The organism is Nostoc sp. LEGE 12454 (assembly GCF_056620565.1).
Map to the genome: position 1 here is coordinate 77,346 of NZ_JBWQXL010000007.1, position 17,870 is coordinate 95,215.

At 41.3% G+C, this 17,870-nt stretch carries 19 protein-coding genes; 12 read left to right on the forward strand and 7 right to left on the reverse strand.

The window, feature by feature from the left end:
* Positions 1-4: 4 nt before the first annotated feature.
* The 9 genes from AC1F2U_RS09820 to AC1F2U_RS09860 all read left to right on the forward strand — a co-directional run bounded on the left by AC1F2U_RS09820 (position 5) and on the right by AC1F2U_RS09860 (position 6,950).
* On the forward strand, positions 5-352 hold the full coding sequence (locus AC1F2U_RS09820) for a hypothetical protein (protein WP_480260933.1): 348 nt from the start codon (positions 5-7) through the stop codon (positions 350-352).
* Positions 353-381: 29 nt separating this feature from the next.
* Positions 382-1,182: an SDR family oxidoreductase gene (locus AC1F2U_RS09825; RefSeq protein WP_334899112.1), complete on the forward strand. Its 801-nt coding sequence runs from the start codon at positions 382-384 to the stop codon at positions 1,180-1,182.
* Between the two features lie 89 nt (positions 1,183-1,271).
* Positions 1,272-2,186 carry a TauD/TfdA dioxygenase family protein gene (locus AC1F2U_RS09830; protein ID WP_480260934.1) on the forward strand — a complete coding sequence of 305 codons (915 nt, stop codon included), beginning with the start codon at positions 1,272-1,274 and terminating at the stop codon, positions 2,184-2,186.
* A 237-nt stretch (positions 2,187-2,423) separates the two neighbouring features.
* Positions 2,424-3,386, forward strand: a complete 963-nt coding sequence (locus tag AC1F2U_RS09835; RefSeq protein WP_480260935.1) for a DMT family transporter — start codon at positions 2,424-2,426, stop codon at positions 3,384-3,386.
* 86 nt (positions 3,387-3,472) lie between these two features.
* Positions 3,473-4,126 (forward strand): HAD family hydrolase, encoded by a 654-nt coding sequence (locus tag AC1F2U_RS09840; RefSeq protein ID WP_480260936.1) that lies wholly within the window; start codon positions 3,473-3,475, stop codon positions 4,124-4,126.
* Positions 4,126-4,902 carry a sulfite exporter TauE/SafE family protein gene (locus AC1F2U_RS09845; RefSeq protein ID WP_480260937.1) on the forward strand — a complete coding sequence of 259 codons (777 nt, stop codon included), beginning with the start codon at positions 4,126-4,128 and terminating at the stop codon, positions 4,900-4,902. The genes AC1F2U_RS09840 and AC1F2U_RS09845 overlap by 1 nt, the downstream gene beginning before the upstream one ends.
* 291 nt (positions 4,903-5,193) lie before the next feature.
* Positions 5,194-5,580, forward strand: a complete 387-nt coding sequence (gene hpxZ, locus AC1F2U_RS09850; protein ID WP_480260938.1) for an oxalurate catabolism protein HpxZ — start codon at positions 5,194-5,196, stop codon at positions 5,578-5,580.
* A 116-nt stretch (positions 5,581-5,696) separates the two neighbouring features.
* Positions 5,697-6,260, forward strand: a complete 564-nt coding sequence (locus tag AC1F2U_RS09855; protein ID WP_480260939.1) for an NUDIX hydrolase — start codon at positions 5,697-5,699, stop codon at positions 6,258-6,260.
* A 144-nt stretch (positions 6,261-6,404) separates the two neighbouring features.
* The gene (locus AC1F2U_RS09860; protein ID WP_480260940.1) at positions 6,405-6,950 is read left to right on the forward strand and encodes a GNAT family N-acetyltransferase; all 546 of its coding nucleotides are present in this window, start codon (positions 6,405-6,407) and stop codon (positions 6,948-6,950) included.
* A 264-nt stretch (positions 6,951-7,214) separates the two neighbouring features.
* On the opposite strand, the gene AC1F2U_RS09865 is transcribed toward AC1F2U_RS09860, so the two are convergent.
* The 6 genes from AC1F2U_RS09865 to AC1F2U_RS09890 all read right to left on the reverse strand — a co-directional run bounded on the left by AC1F2U_RS09865 (position 7,215) and on the right by AC1F2U_RS09890 (position 14,637).
* Positions 7,215-7,889, reverse strand: coding sequence for a hypothetical protein (locus AC1F2U_RS09865; RefSeq protein WP_480260941.1), 675 nt, complete (start codon positions 7,887-7,889; stop codon positions 7,215-7,217).
* A 438-nt stretch (positions 7,890-8,327) separates the two neighbouring features.
* Positions 8,328-8,789 (reverse strand): hypothetical protein, encoded by a 462-nt coding sequence (locus AC1F2U_RS09870; RefSeq protein ID WP_480260942.1) that lies wholly within the window; start codon positions 8,787-8,789, stop codon positions 8,328-8,330.
* A gap of 26 nt (positions 8,790-8,815) precedes the next feature.
* Positions 8,816-10,654 carry an SUMF1/EgtB/PvdO family nonheme iron enzyme gene (locus AC1F2U_RS09875; RefSeq protein WP_480260943.1) on the reverse strand — a complete coding sequence of 613 codons (1,839 nt, stop codon included), beginning with the start codon at positions 10,652-10,654 and terminating at the stop codon, positions 8,816-8,818.
* Between the two features lie 429 nt (positions 10,655-11,083).
* Positions 11,084-11,893, reverse strand: coding sequence for an ABC transporter permease (locus AC1F2U_RS09880; RefSeq protein ID WP_480260944.1), 810 nt, complete (start codon positions 11,891-11,893; stop codon positions 11,084-11,086).
* A 56-nt stretch (positions 11,894-11,949) separates the two neighbouring features.
* Complete coding sequence (locus AC1F2U_RS09885; RefSeq protein WP_480260945.1) at positions 11,950-12,150, reverse strand: hypothetical protein; 201 nt, start codon at positions 12,148-12,150, stop codon at positions 11,950-11,952.
* Between the two features lie 474 nt (positions 12,151-12,624).
* Positions 12,625-14,637, reverse strand: coding sequence for a protein phosphatase 2C domain-containing protein (locus tag AC1F2U_RS09890; protein ID WP_480260946.1), 2,013 nt, complete (start codon positions 14,635-14,637; stop codon positions 12,625-12,627).
* Between the two features lie 241 nt (positions 14,638-14,878).
* Here AC1F2U_RS09890 and AC1F2U_RS09895 point away from each other — a divergent pair, with 241 nt between their 5' ends.
* The 3 genes from AC1F2U_RS09895 (at position 14,879) to AC1F2U_RS09905 (ending at position 17,316) form a co-directional block, all read left to right on the forward strand.
* Positions 14,879-15,313: an NfeD family protein gene (locus AC1F2U_RS09895; protein ID WP_480260947.1), complete on the forward strand. Its 435-nt coding sequence runs from the start codon at positions 14,879-14,881 to the stop codon at positions 15,311-15,313.
* Between the two features lie 126 nt (positions 15,314-15,439).
* Positions 15,440-16,447 (forward strand): SPFH domain-containing protein, encoded by a 1,008-nt coding sequence (locus AC1F2U_RS09900; protein WP_480260948.1) that lies wholly within the window; start codon positions 15,440-15,442, stop codon positions 16,445-16,447.
* A 299-nt stretch (positions 16,448-16,746) separates the two neighbouring features.
* Positions 16,747-17,316: a Uma2 family endonuclease gene (locus AC1F2U_RS09905; RefSeq protein ID WP_480260949.1), complete on the forward strand. Its 570-nt coding sequence runs from the start codon at positions 16,747-16,749 to the stop codon at positions 17,314-17,316.
* 89 nt (positions 17,317-17,405) lie between these two features.
* Here the strand turns inward: AC1F2U_RS09905 and AC1F2U_RS09910 are convergent, their stop codons facing one another.
* Positions 17,406-17,810 (reverse strand): Fur family transcriptional regulator, encoded by a 405-nt coding sequence (locus AC1F2U_RS09910; RefSeq protein WP_480260950.1) that lies wholly within the window; start codon positions 17,808-17,810, stop codon positions 17,406-17,408.
* Positions 17,811-17,870 lie beyond the last annotated feature (60 nt).

Sequence of the window (17,870 nt, forward strand, 5' to 3'; positions counted from 1 at the left end):
TGGTATGAGTGATAGTACTGACTTCTGGTTCAAACTAGATCGGCTTGTAGCCATTAGTAATCTCAAGATAGATCGCCCAAAAGGGACATCACATCCACGTTATCCATCCTTTGTTTATCCGTTGGACTATGGATACTTGGAAAATACTCGCTCTGGAGATGGAGCCGATATTGATGTCTGGATAGGTAGTTTGTCTAGCAAAAAAGTCACCGCCGTCATTTGTAGTGTTGACTTGGAAAAACGGGATACAGAAATCAAAATACTTCTGGGCTGCACTTCTGGGGAAAATCAAGCCATTTTGGATATCCACAATACAGGCTCTCAATCAGCAATATTATTGGTTCGCAATTAAATTACTTACATTTTTGAGGGTAAGTTTGTATGAGTTTAGAACTAAAACTATCAGGTAAAACAGCGATCGTTACAGGAGGAAGCGCGGGCATTGGATTAGCTACTGCCAAAGCACTTTATAGTGAGGGTGTGAATGTTGCGATCGCAGCCCGCAATCAAGAAAGACTAGAAAATGCAGTAGCTGCCATCCAGTCTTTACCAACTTCTGGCGCTAAAGTTATTGCCATCAGTGCCGATCTGACTAAAGCAGAAGATGTAGAGAAAGTTGTCTCCACAACATTGGCCCAATTTAATCAGATTGATATTTTAATTAACAATGCCGGTTCAGCCCGTGCTGGATCTTTCCTTGAATCCACTGATGATTTATTTTTGGATGCTTGGAACTTAAAATTATTAGGCTATATCCGCTTAGTTAGAGCCGTCGTTCCCCATCAAAAAAGCCGCGGTGATGGGCGGATTGTCAATATAGTCGGTGGTGCAGGACGGACACCTCGTCCTAACTTCCTAGCTGGTGGTACAAGCAATGCTGCTTTGCTGAACTTTACAAAGGGCATTTCTAAAGAGCTAGCCGAGTACAAGATTCGCATTAACGCTATCTCCCCTGGTGCTACAGCTACTGAGCGTGCTGAGACTTTAGCGCGGCAAAACGCCCAAGCGCAAGGCATCACTGTTGAGCAAGTGAAGGCACAAAATATCCAGAGTATTCCTTTAAAAAGAATCGCCCAGCCAGAAGAAATTGCCGCACTGGCGCTATTTTTAGTGTCCGATCTTGCTGCATCGATTACAGGAACAGAGATTATCGTTGATGGCGGATCTACCCCTGGTGTTTAGCAGACGCGATAAATCGGACGCGACGAATCAGACGCGATGAATCGCGTCTCTACAATTTGTCAAAAAATAAACTACTTGGAGATAAAAACATGGGTTCTCAATACTTTGATATCAAACCAGTTGCAGGACGTATCGGTGCTGAAATCATTGGTGTTAATCTGAGTTCTAACCTTAGTGATGACATCATCAGCGATATTCGCAAGACTTTAGTCAAATACAAAGTGATATTTTTCCGCGGTCAACAACAGCTTGATGCTGATGGACAAGTCGCCTTCGCTCGTCGTTTCGGTGAAGTCACTACAGCCCACCCTACTGTACCATCGCTGCCAGAAAATCCAGAAGTCTTAGACCTGAATTATGGGCGCACCACTTCCCGTGCCAATAGCTGGCATACCGATGTAACATTTGTAGACCGTCCTCCTCTCGGCTCTATTTTACGAGCGCTTGACATTCCCCCAACGGGTGGCGATACAATCTGGGCAAACTCCGTGACTGCATACCAAGATTTACCTATCCATCTGCGTAATCTTGCAGACCAACTTTGGGCAGTACATAGCAACAAATACGATTATGCTACTGCATTTGACCTATCTGAAGATGCCAAGGCTTACCGGGCTGTCTTCACCTCCACTGTATACGAGACTCTGCACCCAGTTGTACGCGTCCATCCCGAATCTGGGGAGCGGGGGCTATTCATCGGTGGATTTGTGCGCCAGTTCCGTGGCTTATCAACAACTGAATCAGATGATATTCTGCGGCTGTTGCAAGCATACATCACACGTCCTGAGAACACAGTCCGGTGGCGTTGGCAAGTTGGTGATGTAGCTTTTTGGGATAATCGGGCTACTCAACATTATGCGATCGCAGATTACGGCGATCAGCCCCGCCACGTTCAACGCGTGACAATTGTCGGCGATCTCCCAGTTGGCATCAATGGTAAACACAGTGAGGCGATCAAAGGAGATGCTTCTGAGTACAACCGACGTGAGGCAGTGACTGCGTAATACTTGGGCATTGGGCAACATCCCATGCCCAATGCCCTCGGTTTGCCCCGTCTGGTAAACCAGTTCGTCACAATGATTGCTCCTGAAACTGTGGGCGTCGGTTCCTTGGCATAGTTTTTATTGAACAACTAGCAGTGTTTTTGAAGCGACGGCTTTGATTTCTTCAAACTTCATCTGGTTTGTTATTCCAGTGGTTTTAACAATACAATCAAGTCGTCTCTAAGGAAACTTTTTATCGTGTTGGGCATCCTGACGGTTCTTCTATCCTCCTTTGTTTTGACGTTTCACAACGTTACTGTCCGAGTTTTGTTTTCAGAACATCTCGTACTAGGTTTATTTTTACTCGGTGGATACGTTAAACCAGATTTGCAGAATTCCTTCTTGCTGATGTTCATGCGAATGCTGCTGGTGGTTCCACTCATGGCATCTCTATCATTTAAGCTGTATCCATCTGCTTGGACAGAACTCCAAGACTTGTTCACCCGCAACGGTAAGGATGTTTTGATTCAAGCTCTTGGCTGTGGGGTGCTGATGTTTGTGTATATCGCCTCACTCTACATTGCTATTGGCTTGATTCCCACAGGCATTGCCTTGACCCTCTTCTTTACTTATCCCGTATTTACAGCGCTGCTTTCTTGGAAGTTTTTTGGCGATCGCCCCACATTGTTCCGTTGGCTAGTAATGGCTATTATTCTGGTGGGAAGCGCTCTCACCATTCCCCAATCTTCTGCCACCTACAGCAGTCATACCATTGCGATCGGCATTTTCGCTAGTTTTGGTGCTGGGATCGTTTACGCCTTTTATGGCATCATTGCTCAAAAATGTTTAGAAAAATTCCATCCAGTTCCCTTTACCTGGATCAGTTTTGCCTGTACTCTACTGCTCTCTGGTATTAGCTTACTATTCTGGCCAGGTAAAAGCGCTCAACTTGACTGGACACCCCTATGGATTGGCAGCATATTTTCCGGTCTAGTAAGTTTTCTTGGACACACATTAAACAATGTGGGAATTCGCATGGTTGGCGCATCTACCGCTTCTATAATCGGCTCTAGCAGTCCAGCATTGACGGCGCTAGTGGCATGGATAACCATTAACGAAACTTTAAACTTGATTCAGAGTGTAGGAATTGGTGTTGTCACATTGGGCATTGCGTTACTTAGTGCAGAAGGCTTTGTGAAATCGCTCAAAATTAGGGGTTGAATTGGGAATGAGGCATTAGGCATGGGGCATGAGGTAATTTTAGAATTTACGAATTACGAATTACGAATTACGAATTAATATCAAATATGCCTTTCTCCGCTATCCTTTTTGATTTAGACGGAACTTTAACAGATCCTAAACCTGGTATCACTGCTTGCATTCAGTATGCGCTCTCTGAACTCGGTTATAAACCACCGAATGCTGATGAATTAAATTGGTGTATTGGCCCGCCACTGAAAGATAGCTTTTCGCAATTACTCAATACCTTGGATTGCACAGTAATTGAACAGGCTATTTCACTGTATCGTCGTCGCTTTGCCACAATTGGATTATTTGAAAACTCACTTTATCCACAGATTACAGAAGTCCTAAAAGCCATTCGTTTTGCTGGTTGTAAAACTTTTGTTGCGACTTCTAAACCATATATTTATGCTATGCAAATTATTGAATATTTTGGCTTATCATTGCTTTTTGATGGTGTTTATGGTAGCGAACTTGACGGAACGCGAAGCATAAAAGGTGACTTAATTCACCATATTTTATTAACAGAAAAACTTTTACCCTCTACTGTGGTGATGGTAGGCGATCGCTCACATGACATCATTGGAGCCAAACGCCATCAAATTGCTTCAATTGGCGTTACCTATGGCTATGGAACTGAAGAGGAATTAAAAGCTCATGGTGCTGACTTAATTGCCCATTCTCCAAGTGATATTCCCAAATTAATAATTCGTAAATAATGCCACCATCTTTAACACTTTTCCATAGTTTGCTTCTGTTTAGTACCGCTTTCATTGCAGGCGGATTAAACGCTGTAGCGGGTGGTGGAAGCTTTATCACTTTTCCAACTCTCATCTTTACGGGTGTACCCCCGATCGCAGCTAATGCCACCAATAATACAGCTATATGGGTGGCTTCCCTAGCCAGTGCTGGAGCATATCGTCAAGATTTGGGCATTGAGCGGCGAGATTTTTTACTTTTATGTGGCGTCAGTTTAGTTGGTGGCATGATTGGCTCCATCGCTTTGTTGTATACATCGCCAGATGTCTTTAAAAAGCTGATTCCTTATCTATTGCTGCTAGCAACAGTTGTATTTACCTTTGGCGAACCCTTCAAAAAGTGGTTGCAGCGTCGAAACCAGAATACATCACCGGAATCTGTACCCTTATTTAATTTGCTACTGGCTCAACTAGCGATCGCCATCTATGGCGGTTTTTTTGGCGCAGGTATAGGGATTTTAATGCTGGCAGCTCTAACCTTTTTAGGTATCAAAAGTATTCACAAAATGAATGCTTTCAAGACATTTTTAGGGAGTTGTATCAATGGTATTGCGATCGTTCCATTTCTTTTTGCAGGTGTGATTGCTTGGCATCAAGCTATTTTGATGGCAGTCGGTGGCTCTCTTGGTGGTTACTTAAGCGCCCATTATGCTCGTAAACTTGAACCGCACTTAATTCGGAAATTTGTGATGATTGTTGCCTTCAGCATGACTGCCTACTTTTTTATTCACGGTTAAGAACGGGGAATTACTCAGGGGTAATGTATGGAAGCATCAAAAAAATCACAGGTCATGTTGCGTGCTTTTAGTTCTAGAAATTTTCGCCTGTACTACACAGATCAGGCAATTTCTCTAATTGGTATGTCTATCTCCGTGGGTTTCAAATTCCTTAAGTCCGCGTAGGCGGACTTCTCTGCGAGACGCACTCGCGTTCGTTTGTGTAGCCGCGATTTCTAATCGCCTGGTATATTTGCAAAGGTAAGATGCTTCCTGCATAATCAGCCACAATACCAAAAATTGCTAACAACAATGACTACTATAAATGACCCTGCTGTTGTCGCTGAAGTAGCTGATTTGTACCTCAATTATGAAGAAGCTCTTTGTAATAACAATTTAGAAGTGATGGATAGCTTGTTTTGGGATGCGCCCGAAGTAGTGCGGTTTGGCATCACAGAAAACCTCTATGGCGGCGATGAAGTTCGTAACTTTCGTCAGAATCGACCAAACCCAAAAATAGAGCGAGAAATCTCGAATCTCAAGGTTGCAGCCTTTGGGAAAGATGCCGCAACAGTAACTTTAGAATTTCGCCGCATTATCAATGGTGTAGAGCGTTTCGGACGACAAAGCCAGACTTGGTACAGGTTTACTGAAGGATGGAAGGTAGTTTCAGCCCATGTTTCATTATTGCCAGTATGAGTTTTAAAACTATCACTAGTATTTTAGTTACATATTAGCTGCCAGAAAAGATAGTCAGTGGCGATAATACTAGCTTTACCTGATTTCAAATCATTAAGTTAAATAGGGGTTTAAATATGGTAAGTCCATTTGATTGGATTGTATTAAAATCTAGACATTTAGTAAAAGATAGATGGATTTCAGTACGATCTGATACTTGCCAAATGCCTGATGGAACAATAGTTGACCCCTATTATGTTCTTGAATATCCAACATGGGTAAATGTTGTAGCTTTAACCAAACATCAGGAAATTATTTTAGTAAAGCAATATCGCCACGGTCTGAAACAAACAATTCTAGAATTGCCTAGTGGTGCTGTAGAGACTGAAGATGTTTTACCAATGGAAGCTGCAAAACGCGAATTATTGGAAGAGACTGGTTACACTAGCAATCATTTTATTGAAACTGGTATATTATCACCCAACCCAGCTACTCATACCAATTTAACCCATTGTTTTTTAGCAACAGATGTGGAATGTGTAGCTGATTTAAAGTTAGACCTTACCGAAGAAATTGATGTAATTTTATTGCCTTTAAAAAAGCTCATTGAAGGTATTGATAAAGGTATTCTACTGCAAACATTACATATTAGCTCATTATTTTTTGCTCTAAAAAAGCTTGAAAAAGTACAATTTTATTAGTCATCTTACTAAAGTTATTTTTGTTAAAAACTTCATTAAAGGATAACAGATAAATGACTGCAACCATTTCAACTATAAGCACTTCAGTGCTGACTACGTAATAGACAAAGATAAACTGGACAATCACTAAACGAGGATTCACTAATGATATTGGAAACTCAACGCCTATTACTGCGGAAAATGACGCTTTCTGACCTCGACGCGCTACTGCTTGTCCTCGGCGATGCAGAATCAATGCGCTACTATCCAAAGCCCTTTGACCGCGAAATGGTGGAAAAATGGATTGACCGACATCGCCGCAACTACGCACAGCACGGCCTCGGCTTGTGGGCGATGGTTCTCAAGACGACAGGTGAGTTAATCGGCGACTGCGGACTGGTTTGGCAGGAGGTCGAGGGACACCAAGAACTCGAAATTGGTTATCATGTCCGCCGCGACCAACAAATGCAGGGTTACGCAAGTGAAGTTGCATCTGCTTGCCAAGACTACGCCTTTGATGTGCTAGGTAGCACTCGTGTCATCTCCCTGATTCGCCCAGAAAACATTCCTTCTCGTCGTGTAGCTGAAAAGAACGGACTCAAGGTTGTTCAGGAGACACTCTGGCGCGACATACCGCACTATATATATGCTGTGCAGCGCTCAGAAAGTAAACTTCTTACAACAAGTAATCTCAGAAGCAGAGAAGTTTAGTAATCTCTGTACCAACGTTGAGGCTGTTCATCAGGAACATAGTTAGCTATTGCATCAACATGAGAGCAGAAAGTATTTGGTCATAGGGCACTTTTACTGAGCTTTAGCGAGACGTTTAGCCTGTGCTGAGTAAAGAAGTGAGATTCCCCACTCAGCACTTTTGATAATTGGGTTGTCTCGTTCCAGCGGAGACTAGGAACGAGATTTGAAAAGGATTAAGCGTTGGTTGTAGAGCGAACTTTTGGTTGGCTATGCTTCAAAATATCAGGTGCATTTAATTTTTTGAGTATAAAATCTAGTTGCTAAAAGAGCCACACCTGCTACCAAAGTTGCTAATACACTACCAGGTTCAGGCACGGCAGCAACTTGAGCATCAATTCGTGCAGTTCCAGCAAACAAACCGGTCAAATTAGAGTCGCCTAATGCATTAGCAAACTCTGGAGAAATCAACAATTTCACATCAGGGATGGTTAAATTGTGGCCATCAAATGCCACAAGTCCCGGAGCGCTCAAATCAAACAAAATTGTATTTAAAGAAAATGTGTCTCTTAAAACAAGTCCGCTGGCACCTGTGACAGTACGTCCTGGAGCAAAACCGATTGAAAAGTCACCAACAGTAATTTGATTGTTGAATGTAACAGTACCAGTATGCTCGATTGTACCTGAGAGCGGAGTAAAACCGCCCTCGTCACTGAACGTGAAGTTAGTAAGTGAGTCGATGTTGAAGCCAACTAAATAATTGCTAGGAATTGGTGCAACTGTCTGATTAGTACCTGTCAAGTTTAACCCAATACTACTAAGAATCTCTCCGTGATCGCGATCGATGCTGGTGACTCCAGATATCACTTTAAAAGTTGCAGCTTCTACCTGTATGGGTGCTATTGAGATGAAAGCTGCTGTAGTACAACCAAGAATTCCTACAAACTGAAAAAAATGCATATATATTTCTGATGATCTTCGTATTTTATTTTAAATAATAAAATCTCTTTTATTAATCTATAAAGTCAAAGTTTACTCTAAAAAAATATTTGGAAAAGTTAAGTTTATGTAAACGTACAGTTAATAACAAAGTTTAAGCCAGACAGTTGCAAAAACAAATTTAAGTACATAGGTACAAATAAAAATTACTATTCAGAATGAAGCGTAAGGTATAAGGTGTAAAGCGTTAAGGATAGAATAGTAAAAAAATATAGTTACGTTTAATTATGTCTAATGCCAATTATTTAGGAGGCAATTTCAAAATCTCTCTCCCCAGATAGGGAGAGGGATTTAGGGTAAAAGCTTATTGATTCATACAAGTAAGTCTAATTAGGTATTTGCCGATTTAAGCTGAGAACTAGAGAAAGCTGATTTATTCTCGCCGATTTACTTTTTAGTTCACAAACTTGTTCTAATCCACCAGCTTATTTTCTCCCAATTAGGATCTATTTCCTGCCAAAAGCTGGCTGAAGAGTCTACCTCTCTTGTTACTGCGAGTATTTTATTTATACTGTCGAAGTTTTTTTGAATCAATTGCTTATCTAGTTTAGGAATATCTAATTTCAGATATTTCAACCGATTGGGTAACTCTACTTTCTCTTGTGTCGGCAAGTGCTGAATCCGATCGACTTGTTCTAAAATTTTGTCTATTGATGTAATAACTTCTTGCAGACTCGGCTTTTTAGTTTGTAAGTGTAAATCTTTTTCTTCAAAAGCTTCTTCTTGATTACCTAACTTTACTAATACTATTTTGACAAAGAAAATATTGTAATCTACCTGACTAACTTCACCCACTTGCTGATAATGTTTTCCATTTTTATTTATAGCTACTATGTCACCTTTCTCAATTCTGTTGTTCATAATTTCTATAGACTGGTATTAAATTACTAAATAATCTCCTCTACAGAAAATACTACTCTAAAGCCACAAACCCTCAGTCCACCGTCTGACTCATTCCAGCTACGGCTAGCGCTACGACACAGTTCTGCACTAAAACTCCAAGAACCACCGCGTAGCACCCGACGATTTAGATCGCCGCCAATTTCCCAAGCTGTTCCATCTAAGGGTGCGTCGTTGTAATTGTTATGCCAGGAATCAGCACACCATTCCCAAACTAACCCGTGCATATCGTACAATCCAAAGGCGTTGGCGACTTCAAAACTACCGACGTTTGTTGTTTCTTTACGGAATTTGCTTTTTGGTTCGATAGTGCAGCTGACTAACTCAGAGGTAATGGTTTCGCCAAAATGGAAGGAGGTTGTAGTTCCAGCACGGCAAGCATATTCCCATTCAGCTTCACTCGGTAAACGATAGTCGCGTCCAGTTTTTTCTGATAGCCTGAGACAGAATTCTACAGCCTCATACCAAGATACATTTTCCACTGGTCTATCTAGACCTTTGAATTTCGATGGATGGGGATTTAAAGCTTGTTTGACTTTGGGTAAAGCTGCCACTACTCTCCACTGTGCTTGAGTTACAGGAAATTTCCCCATAAAAAATGGTTCAACGGTAACTTGATGTCGTGGACGTTCGTCAGCATCTCCTTCAAATTCTGGTGAACCCATCATGTAAGTACCACCAGGAATCGATACCATTTCTAATGTGACAGATTTACTCAATTCTTCGGCAAAGAAGTTGGCATTACAATTCATGCGGTTTACTTCTCTACCACCTGTGTCTACTGTCACTACGTCAAATTCAAAGGTTTCTAATGGGGGTAATGGGACGATTACTTTTTGTGGTAGCAGCGGTAATATAGGTTGAGGCATCGAAACAATTTTTAAGGCAACAGGTTCAATGTTCGATGTGGCAAACTTTACATCGTTGATAACTTCTACCGCTGTTTGATACCTTTCACTCGGTAGATGTTTGAGTAATTTATCTAAAATTTTTCCTAATTCGTCGCTGATAGTAATACCTTTTTTTTGTAAATGTTCGCGCCACAACCATTTAGCATTCATGGCATCATAAATAGGGTCATTAATCTGTCCAGAAGCATCCTGTAAGGGCAAACATTGAGTTAAAAGACGCACACAAGTTACACCCAAAGCATACAAATCACTGCCGTGACAAGCAAATCCAGCCATTTGTTCTGTTGGGGCATAACCAAGGGTATAAATTACCGTAGCTTGTCTTCCGATACTGGTTTGTGTTACCTGTTTAGCACCGCCAAAGTCAATTAAGACGGGTTTTTCATCGCTTGTACGGCGGATGATATTTTCTGGTTTAATATCTCGATGAATGACGTTATGGGTATGAATGAATTCCAGAACTGGCAATAAATCAGCTAAAAGTTCCCAAATTTGTTGTTCGCCATAAATTTGTTGCTGAACTTCTTGTAAAAGAGTTTTTCCTTGAATAAATTCTTGAACAAGATACAAGCTAGTACCTTGTTCAAAATAAGCTAGTAATCTGGGAATTTGGGTATGGTTTTCTCCCAGTTCATACAACCGAAAAGCCTCTTCTTTGAAAAATTCTGCGGCTTTCGTGCGTTGTCCTGTTCCCTGAAATTGCGGGAAAAATTGCTTGATGACGCAAGGAGCGTTTAGTCTGTCTACATCTTCTGTAGCATAAGTTCTACTAAATCCACCTTCGCCTAAGAGCCTTAATACGCGGTAACGGTTTCTGAGAAGTTTGCCAAAGTTGCTTTGTCCGCAACTCACGCAAAATCTATTGCTATCAGAGTTGAATGGATTTGAGCAATTGGGATTTTGGCAGATTTGCATAATGAGGGGGAAATAGCATCTTCTCCAAAGTTAGCCCCAATATTATCTAATTGAAAGCAGTTATGTAGAGAAGCGAACACGGAAGTTTATTCATGTGCTTAAAACTATCTTTCACACGAGGGCATAAGAATGAATAAATTATATTTATTTATACCAATTCAATTAATGATTGCAACACATACTTGGGTAAAGACGCGATTCATCGCGTCTTTACAAATGGTGTATTTGTCACATTCGTTTTTACAATTGGTATTACTTATCTATGCTATGACGTTGTGTTAGCAGAAAGTATGGCATATTGCCATAAGATTCGGGCGTTAGGCTTGCCGTAATGCACCCTAAATTTTAATATAGCTGTTATTCGCTATCCAAAAAAGTTCACGAAGAACGAAATCACTTACCTATAACTTTTATTGCCAATTGCGACTCTTATTTAAAAGTTTTATTCTCTCCAGAAGCGCGAATTAATTCAGCTACAAGGGCAACGATCGCAGATACTAAAATTAACATTACACTGAGAGCATTAATATCAGGTTTAACTCCGCTTCTAATGCGGCTAAAAATCTCCATCGGCAGGGTGTTAGAACCGCTACCAGCAGTAAAACTAGCAATAAGAAAGTCATCTAAGCTAAGAACAAAAGCCAAGAGACAACCAGCGATAATCCCAGGCATTAATTGAGGTAACAATACTTTGATGAAAGCTTGGGTTGGTGTCGCGCCTAAATCTAGTGCTGCTTCTTCTAAGTGCGGATCTAAATTAGTCAGTCGGGAAGCAACCACAAGCCCGACGTAGGCGAGACAAAACACCACATGGGCTGCAACTATCGTCCACAAACTCAAAGGTATTGCAAAGGCTGCTAGACATACTAGGGTAGCCACTGCGATCGCAATATCGGGAATAATCAATGGTAGGTAAGCAATACCCCGATACAATTTTTTACCAGGAAATTCGTAACGCGCTAACCCAACCGCCATCAAGGTTCCCAGCACTGCTGAAATTGCCACAGCACAACCAGCAACTATCATACTGTTTTGTAAAGCCGATAAAATGCGATCGTCACTGAACAACTTGCGATACCAATCGAGAGTGAATCCTTGCCAAGTTGCACTGTAAGGCGACTGATTGAAGCTATAAAAGCCAAGTACCAGTATGGGCAGGTACATGAACACAAATATCAGCAGTGAGAAAACCGCTTGCCATGAGACACGCGGTTTTTTGAGAGATGGGGAGATATTCACGTTTATATATCATTTTTCTGGATAGCAGTCTAAAATATCATATTTAGTGTAAAAAGTCAATTATTAAGGAAGGCAGGAGGTAGTGTTTCGACTACGCTCAACAACCGGGCAGTTCTTGCTGGAGGAAAACTTCCCGGTTGTTGAGCGACTTGCCCTCTCCTTTGAATGGCACTAAGAAAAGCTGAAAACCAGTCTGGGCAGGGTGTAGGGGGTAGGGTGTAGGAAAAATCAAGAGAAGTAAATATGAGTGTGGACATAAATAAATTTCTTCCTCACTACACCCGACACCCGACACCCGATACCCAAAAGCTTAATAGATATTAGGTTTACCGTTATTAAGCGTGCCATTCCCCTCTCCTTTTTTGACTAGCAAAGAATCGAATAGGATCTACTGACTAGCGATCGCCACTTTCTTTTCCATCACTGTGAATAGACCTCTTGCAAAAGTCCCCTAACCCCTCTCCGCAGGCGGGGAGGGGTTAGGGGTGGGGTTCTTTTTTCAATTTATGCAAGAAGTTTAATGTACAAGTAGTTCTTAGCAACATTGCAATATTCCTCACCAACATTGCAATATTCCTCACAAACCTTGCAATATTCCTCACCAACATTGCAATATTCCTCACAAATATTGCAATATTTCTCCCAACATTGCAATATTCCTCATCAACATTAGAATATTCCTTATCAATACTGCAATATTGCTCATCAACATTAAAATATTTCGGTATAATCTATTTCTCAGTCGGACACACTGACTGCATTTCTTGGGGAAGTTGCCGACACATCTGCTGTAATCCTTGAGGATTAATTTGCCACCAAGCAAATAATCCCAGACTTGTACCCCCTACAAGCAACGCCAACACTCCTCCCAAGATTACCAAAGGTTTACCCCACTTCGGTTTTGTAATTAAAGTTGGTGGAATTTCTGGGTTGAAAGGTGGTTCTTCGGAAAGATCCAAATCTAGATCCAAATTTAGATCCAAATCTAGCAAAGCTTGGGAACTTTCTGTAAAAGAAGTTGGTTCTTCTAATTCCTCTAGTTCTTCTAGTTCTTCTAATTTCTCTAGTTCTTCTTCTTGTATTTCTGTTTCTATAATCTCTTCTGGCAACGCCGGAGTCACGGGTACTAAGTATTCTGGAGAGACACGGCAATAGGTCATAACAACCGATGTATTATCATGCCCATTTTTCTCGTTTGCCAAGTTAATCCAGTTGCGGACAGCATCTTCAACTGTCATTTGCCCTGTTAACACGGGTATTGCATAATCCTGCCAAGATTGTTCCACCCAGTTGCGATCGCTTAAACCATCAGAACACAGTAGCAAAATGCCATCTTCTTCTAGAATAAATCGCTGAACATTGAGACGCAAAGATTCTGAGTCTCTTGTCCCCAATGCTTGAGTTAAGGCACTCGCATCTGGTCTGAAAAGCGCCTTTCTATACAAGCTTTTAGCCAAGCGAACTTCTCGCGTTGCCACATCATCATCTACTGTTAATAGCTGGCAATAATTGCGAGTAATCCAATAGGCCCGGCTATCGCCAACATTAGCTAAGTAAAGCTCATGGGTATTATTTGATTGCCACCCAGTACTTGTCTGGATTCGTTGTGGAACTTGCAACGCCATAACAATAGTTGTAGCCATGCGTTCTCTGCCCTGGCGTTTTTGTTCGTTATTGCGGGCACAAATTAGATTATTTACCACCCGTAAGCTTGCTTCTAACTGTTCCTGCAACAACTCAGGTGGAAAAAGTACAGTTTGTTCTGTCACCTCAGTTAGTAAAGCGCGAATTTGCAACTTTACAGACTGTACTGCCAACTGACTCGCAACCTCGCCGCCTTCGTGTCCGCCAATGCCATCGCACACAATCGACAAGTGGCGCAATAAAGGTTCATCTAAATCGCTCAAACTATTGGGATAGCAAGCATCTTCATTTTGCGCCATCATTGGGCCAATATCTGTAGAGCCTGCCACCTTCAAAACTAATGGCAATTCTGCCGCAGCCGCTAGTAGTAAATTATTGAGTTGAATATTAATTTCCTCTAACTCAATCTCAGTTTCACACATCTCCTGCACAATGTTCTGTAACCCCTTGGCTACTGATGCCTTTGCAGAAGCTACCCAAAACTGCCAACACTCTCCCAGATTTTGTAAACTCAGCTTTTCATCAGCTGGTGTTTGATAGAGTTCCAACAGTTGCACGCACCAACCTTCGACTCTCAAGTTGTCTACTAGTAGTAAACTGCGGCTAAGTCCCAATTCAGCTAGAGGTGTCCAAAGTTGAAGAATTTGCCACAGCCAATAAACTTGTCGTACTGCCGTGGCTTCCTCCCAAGCCTCAACAATAGTTGGATAGATATTTCCTGTCTTATCTATCGGCGCATTTTCTAATAAGAGGATATCAGTTGTATCTTCTTCAAGATTACTAACAAAGCCATAAGCCTGGGGTAGATGCAACCGCTCTTGATATAACCGTAAATAAGGAATTACTGCCGTTGGCAATTCTTCAGGTACATCTGGCGGCAGTCCCGGTTGAGTATCCAGCCAAATCTGTTGTTTAATCACCTCATACCTGTCTGCTACCTTTGTGCCTGGTGGAATGTAAGCAGACAATGAGCCAGTCGCCCAAAGATAGCGGTGAACTAAAGGAGTTTGGCAACTAGCACAAACGTTATCTCCCATAGGATTAATGGGGCTGTTACAGCGTGGATTTATACAAAAAATTATCAGTTGAGTGGAAATCATAAAACAGGAGTCAGGAGTCAGAATTCTTATTTATACATAAACTTCGATTAACTTTAGCTGGCAATGAATTGAAGGCTAGAATAAACTGGATTTGTGTACCGCTAGCTACACCTTGTTACTGAAATCAATCAAGATTATTGGTAGAAATACCCAGTTTTGTTTTCTGTAAATAACTTACGTCTGGCTGTATCTAATCGTAGAAATGCATTTACGTCAATAATGTAGAGACTAGGATGGCGCTATGCCAAGTTTTACCTTAATCTGGCTTCTGGCAGGAGCAGTTTTGTGTTTAACAGAACTGTTCTTACCATCGGCGTTTGTCGCCTTCATGATGGGAATTAGCGCTTTTGTGGTGGCGCTGCTGTCTGGAGTGGGTATGGGAAGTGTATGGTTGCAAATTGTGGTTTGGCTCTTGCTTTCCACAGTACTAATCGTGCTTTCTCGTCGGTTTTTGCAACCAAGACAACACAGATCAAAAATTCGGGATGCAGTCATAGCTGAAACCTTAACAGAAATTCTGCCTGGGAAAACAGGGCGGGTACGGTATGAGGGAAATTCTTGGCAAGCAAGATGTGACGATGACAAATTTACCATACCACCCCATCAAAGAGTTTATGTGGTTAGGAGGGAAGGTACTACTTTGATTGTTGTACCGGAAAATTTGTTGAATTCTTAGGAAGGAGGCAGGGGGCAGGAGGCAGGGGACAGGGGGCATTAGTTCCTCGTCTTCTTGTGCTAACTTGTTCCTTACTCTTCTCTTCTTTTGGGTGACATTTAATACTTAAAAATTAGGAGATTCACAATGGAACAGTTTTTTTTACTCGTATTTTTAGCTCTTGGTGGTTCTGCTGTGGCAGGTTCGGTGAAAGTCGTCAATCAGGGCAATCAAGCTTTGGTGGAAAGATTGGGTAGTTATAACAAAAAACTGGAACCAGGACTAAATTTTGTCGTTCCTTTCCTAGATAGAGTTGTTTACCGAGAAACTATCAAAGAAAAAGTTTTAGATATTCCTCCTCAACAGTGCATCACCCGTGACAACGTTGGCATTGAGGTAGATGCTGTGTTTTACTGGCGCATTGTGGATATGGAAAAAGCCTGGTACAAGGTAGAAAATCTCCAGTCGGCAATGGTAAACATGGTGCTGACTCAAATTCGCGCTGAAATGGGACAACTGGAGTTGGATCAAACTTTTACTGCTCGTTCTCATATCAGCGAGCTTTTATTACAGGATTTGGATGTTGCTACCGATCCTTGGGGTGTGAAAGTGACACGGGTAGAACTGCGAGATATTATTCCATCTCAAGCTGTGCGTGAATCGATGGAATTGCAAATGTCGGCAGAACGACGCAAACGGGCAGCAATTTTAACTTCTGAGGGCGAACGCGAATCTGCTGTTAATAGTGCTAGAGGTAAAGCGGAGGCGCAAATATTAGATGCGGAAGCTCGTCAAAAATCGACAATTCTGCAAGCGGAAGCTGAACAAAAGGCGCTCGTTTTGAAAGCTCAAGCAGAACGTCAGCAACAAGTTTTGAAAGCCCAAGCGATCGCAGAATCAGCAGAAATTATTGCCCAAAAAATCCAAACGAATCCCAATGCCAATAAAGCAGTGGAAGTTCTGTTTGCCTTGGGCTATTTGGATATGGGCGCGGCAATTGGTAAAAGCGATAGCAGCAAAGTATTATTTATAGATCCGCGTACTATCCCTGCTGCTTTCGAGGGTATGCGTTCCGTTATCTCAAATGGTCAAATTGACTCTAACGAGTTGTTTTCCAAGCAAATCCCAGGATTAGAAAATAATCGCCCTAGTTAAAAGTAGAACTGGAGAGTGGAGACAAGGGAACAAGTTTCTTCCTTGTCTCTTCGTTTTTTTTCCAATGACAAATGACTAATGATAATTAACCCAGAACAGGTCATCAACGCTATTATTGCGATCGCGAATCCTTTAATTAAGGAAAAAATTCAGCGCATCACTTAATACTCATCTGATCTATTTGATAAAATTACAATGGCTAGTGAAAACAATACGATCTCTACGACGGGCTACGCCTACGCAATAATTGTTACATTCTTCTAGAAACGAAATAATCAAGTTTTGATAAGTTGTAAATTATGACATTATCTATTCAGCCAACCACAGTACTAAGTGTAGAAAAGTTCTTACAACTACCAGAGACAAAACCAGCAAGCGAGTATTTTAACGGGCAAATATACCAAAAACCTATGCCACAAGGAAAACATAGCACTTTACAAATTGAATTAGCTTCTGCCATAAATCAAGTTGCAAAACCCAAAAAGTTAGCTTATGCCCTTACTGAACTACGCTGCACCTTTAGCGGACTTTCGATAGTACCAGATATTGCTGTGTTTGAATGGGAAAGAATTCCACTGGATGCAAAAGGTAGTATTGCGAATAAATTTGAGATTCCCCCAGATTGGATAATCGAAATTCTCTCACCAGAACAATCACCCAACCGAGTTATCCGCAAAATTACATTTTCTATTCAAAATGGAGCAAAGCTAGGTTGGTTACTCGATTCTGCTGATGAGTCCATCATGATTTTTGAACCCAATAAATTACCAGAATTAAAAGAACAGGAAGATATATTACCAGTTTTGAGTGTTTTGGAAAACTGGCAATTAACAGTTGCAGACGTATTTAGTTGGTTGAGTTTTGTTTGAATAAAGCATTTATGACAGCAGAATTCAGTAGTCAGAAATCAGAAATCAGAAGTAAAACACGCTTTATCCGTCTCATAAAATTGCTATAACTATTGACTAATCCCAGTACTTTGATTCACCTGGCATTGACTGCACAACCCAAAAAACTCTAGGGTGTGGTAAAAAACTTTAAACTTATGGCTTGATTCTAACTGGTTTTCTAAGTCATGAACTGGGCATTGATTAATCGGAATTGAGACACCACATTGCAAGCAAGTAAGGTGGTGTTTATCTTGTTGTGCTAGGCTATAGAGGGCTTCACCGTTAGCCAAATTCCGCACTTGTACTATGCCTTCTAGTTTTAAGGCTTCTAGAGAACGGTAAACTGTTGCTAAACCCATACTCTGATTTGTATTACGTAGTTCTACGTAAATATCTTGGGCGGAAATGCCTTTTTTGATATCTTTCAGCAGGTTGAAAATACGCTCTTGACTGCGGGTGCGTATGGCTCTCATAGACAATTATTTAAGTATGCCACTGTAGTTTGAAGCTGTTAGATGAGCTAACCGATCGAT

Excerpts from the sequence above, each read along its gene's own strand:
- AC1F2U_RS09820 (WP_480260933.1), top strand. The coding sequence starts at position 5 with ATGAGTGATAGTACTGACTTCTGGTTCAAACTAGATCGGCTTGTAGCC.
- AC1F2U_RS09825 (WP_334899112.1), top strand. The coding sequence starts at position 382 with ATGAGTTTAGAACTAAAACTATCAGGTAAAACAGCGATCGTTACAGGA.
- AC1F2U_RS09830 (WP_480260934.1), top strand. The coding sequence starts at position 1,272 with ATGGGTTCTCAATACTTTGATATCAAACCAGTTGCAGGACGTATCGGT.
- AC1F2U_RS09840 (WP_480260936.1), top strand. The coding sequence starts at position 3,473 with ATGCCTTTCTCCGCTATCCTTTTTGATTTAGACGGAACTTTAACAGAT.
- AC1F2U_RS09845 (WP_480260937.1), top strand. The coding sequence starts at position 4,126 with ATGCCACCATCTTTAACACTTTTCCATAGTTTGCTTCTGTTTAGTACC.
- hpxZ (WP_480260938.1), top strand. The coding sequence starts at position 5,194 with ATGACTACTATAAATGACCCTGCTGTTGTCGCTGAAGTAGCTGATTTG.
- AC1F2U_RS09855 (WP_480260939.1), top strand. The coding sequence starts at position 5,697 with ATGGTAAGTCCATTTGATTGGATTGTATTAAAATCTAGACATTTAGTA.
- AC1F2U_RS09860 (WP_480260940.1), top strand. The coding sequence starts at position 6,405 with ATGATATTGGAAACTCAACGCCTATTACTGCGGAAAATGACGCTTTCT.
- AC1F2U_RS09865 (WP_480260941.1), bottom strand. The coding sequence starts at position 7,889 with ATGCATTTTTTTCAGTTTGTAGGAATTCTTGGTTGTACTACAGCAGCT.
- AC1F2U_RS09870 (WP_480260942.1), bottom strand. The coding sequence starts at position 8,789 with ATGAACAACAGAATTGAGAAAGGTGACATAGTAGCTATAAATAAAAAT.
- AC1F2U_RS09875 (WP_480260943.1), bottom strand. The coding sequence starts at position 10,654 with ATGCAAATCTGCCAAAATCCCAATTGCTCAAATCCATTCAACTCTGAT.
- AC1F2U_RS09885 (WP_480260945.1), bottom strand. The coding sequence starts at position 12,150 with ATGTCCACACTCATATTTACTTCTCTTGATTTTTCCTACACCCTACCC.
- AC1F2U_RS09890 (WP_480260946.1), bottom strand. The coding sequence starts at position 14,637 with ATGATTTCCACTCAACTGATAATTTTTTGTATAAATCCACGCTGTAAC.
- AC1F2U_RS09895 (WP_480260947.1), top strand. The coding sequence starts at position 14,879 with ATGCCAAGTTTTACCTTAATCTGGCTTCTGGCAGGAGCAGTTTTGTGT.
- AC1F2U_RS09900 (WP_480260948.1), top strand. The coding sequence starts at position 15,440 with ATGGAACAGTTTTTTTTACTCGTATTTTTAGCTCTTGGTGGTTCTGCT.
- AC1F2U_RS09905 (WP_480260949.1), top strand. The coding sequence starts at position 16,747 with ATGACATTATCTATTCAGCCAACCACAGTACTAAGTGTAGAAAAGTTC.
- AC1F2U_RS09910 (WP_480260950.1), bottom strand. The coding sequence starts at position 17,810 with ATGAGAGCCATACGCACCCGCAGTCAAGAGCGTATTTTCAACCTGCTG.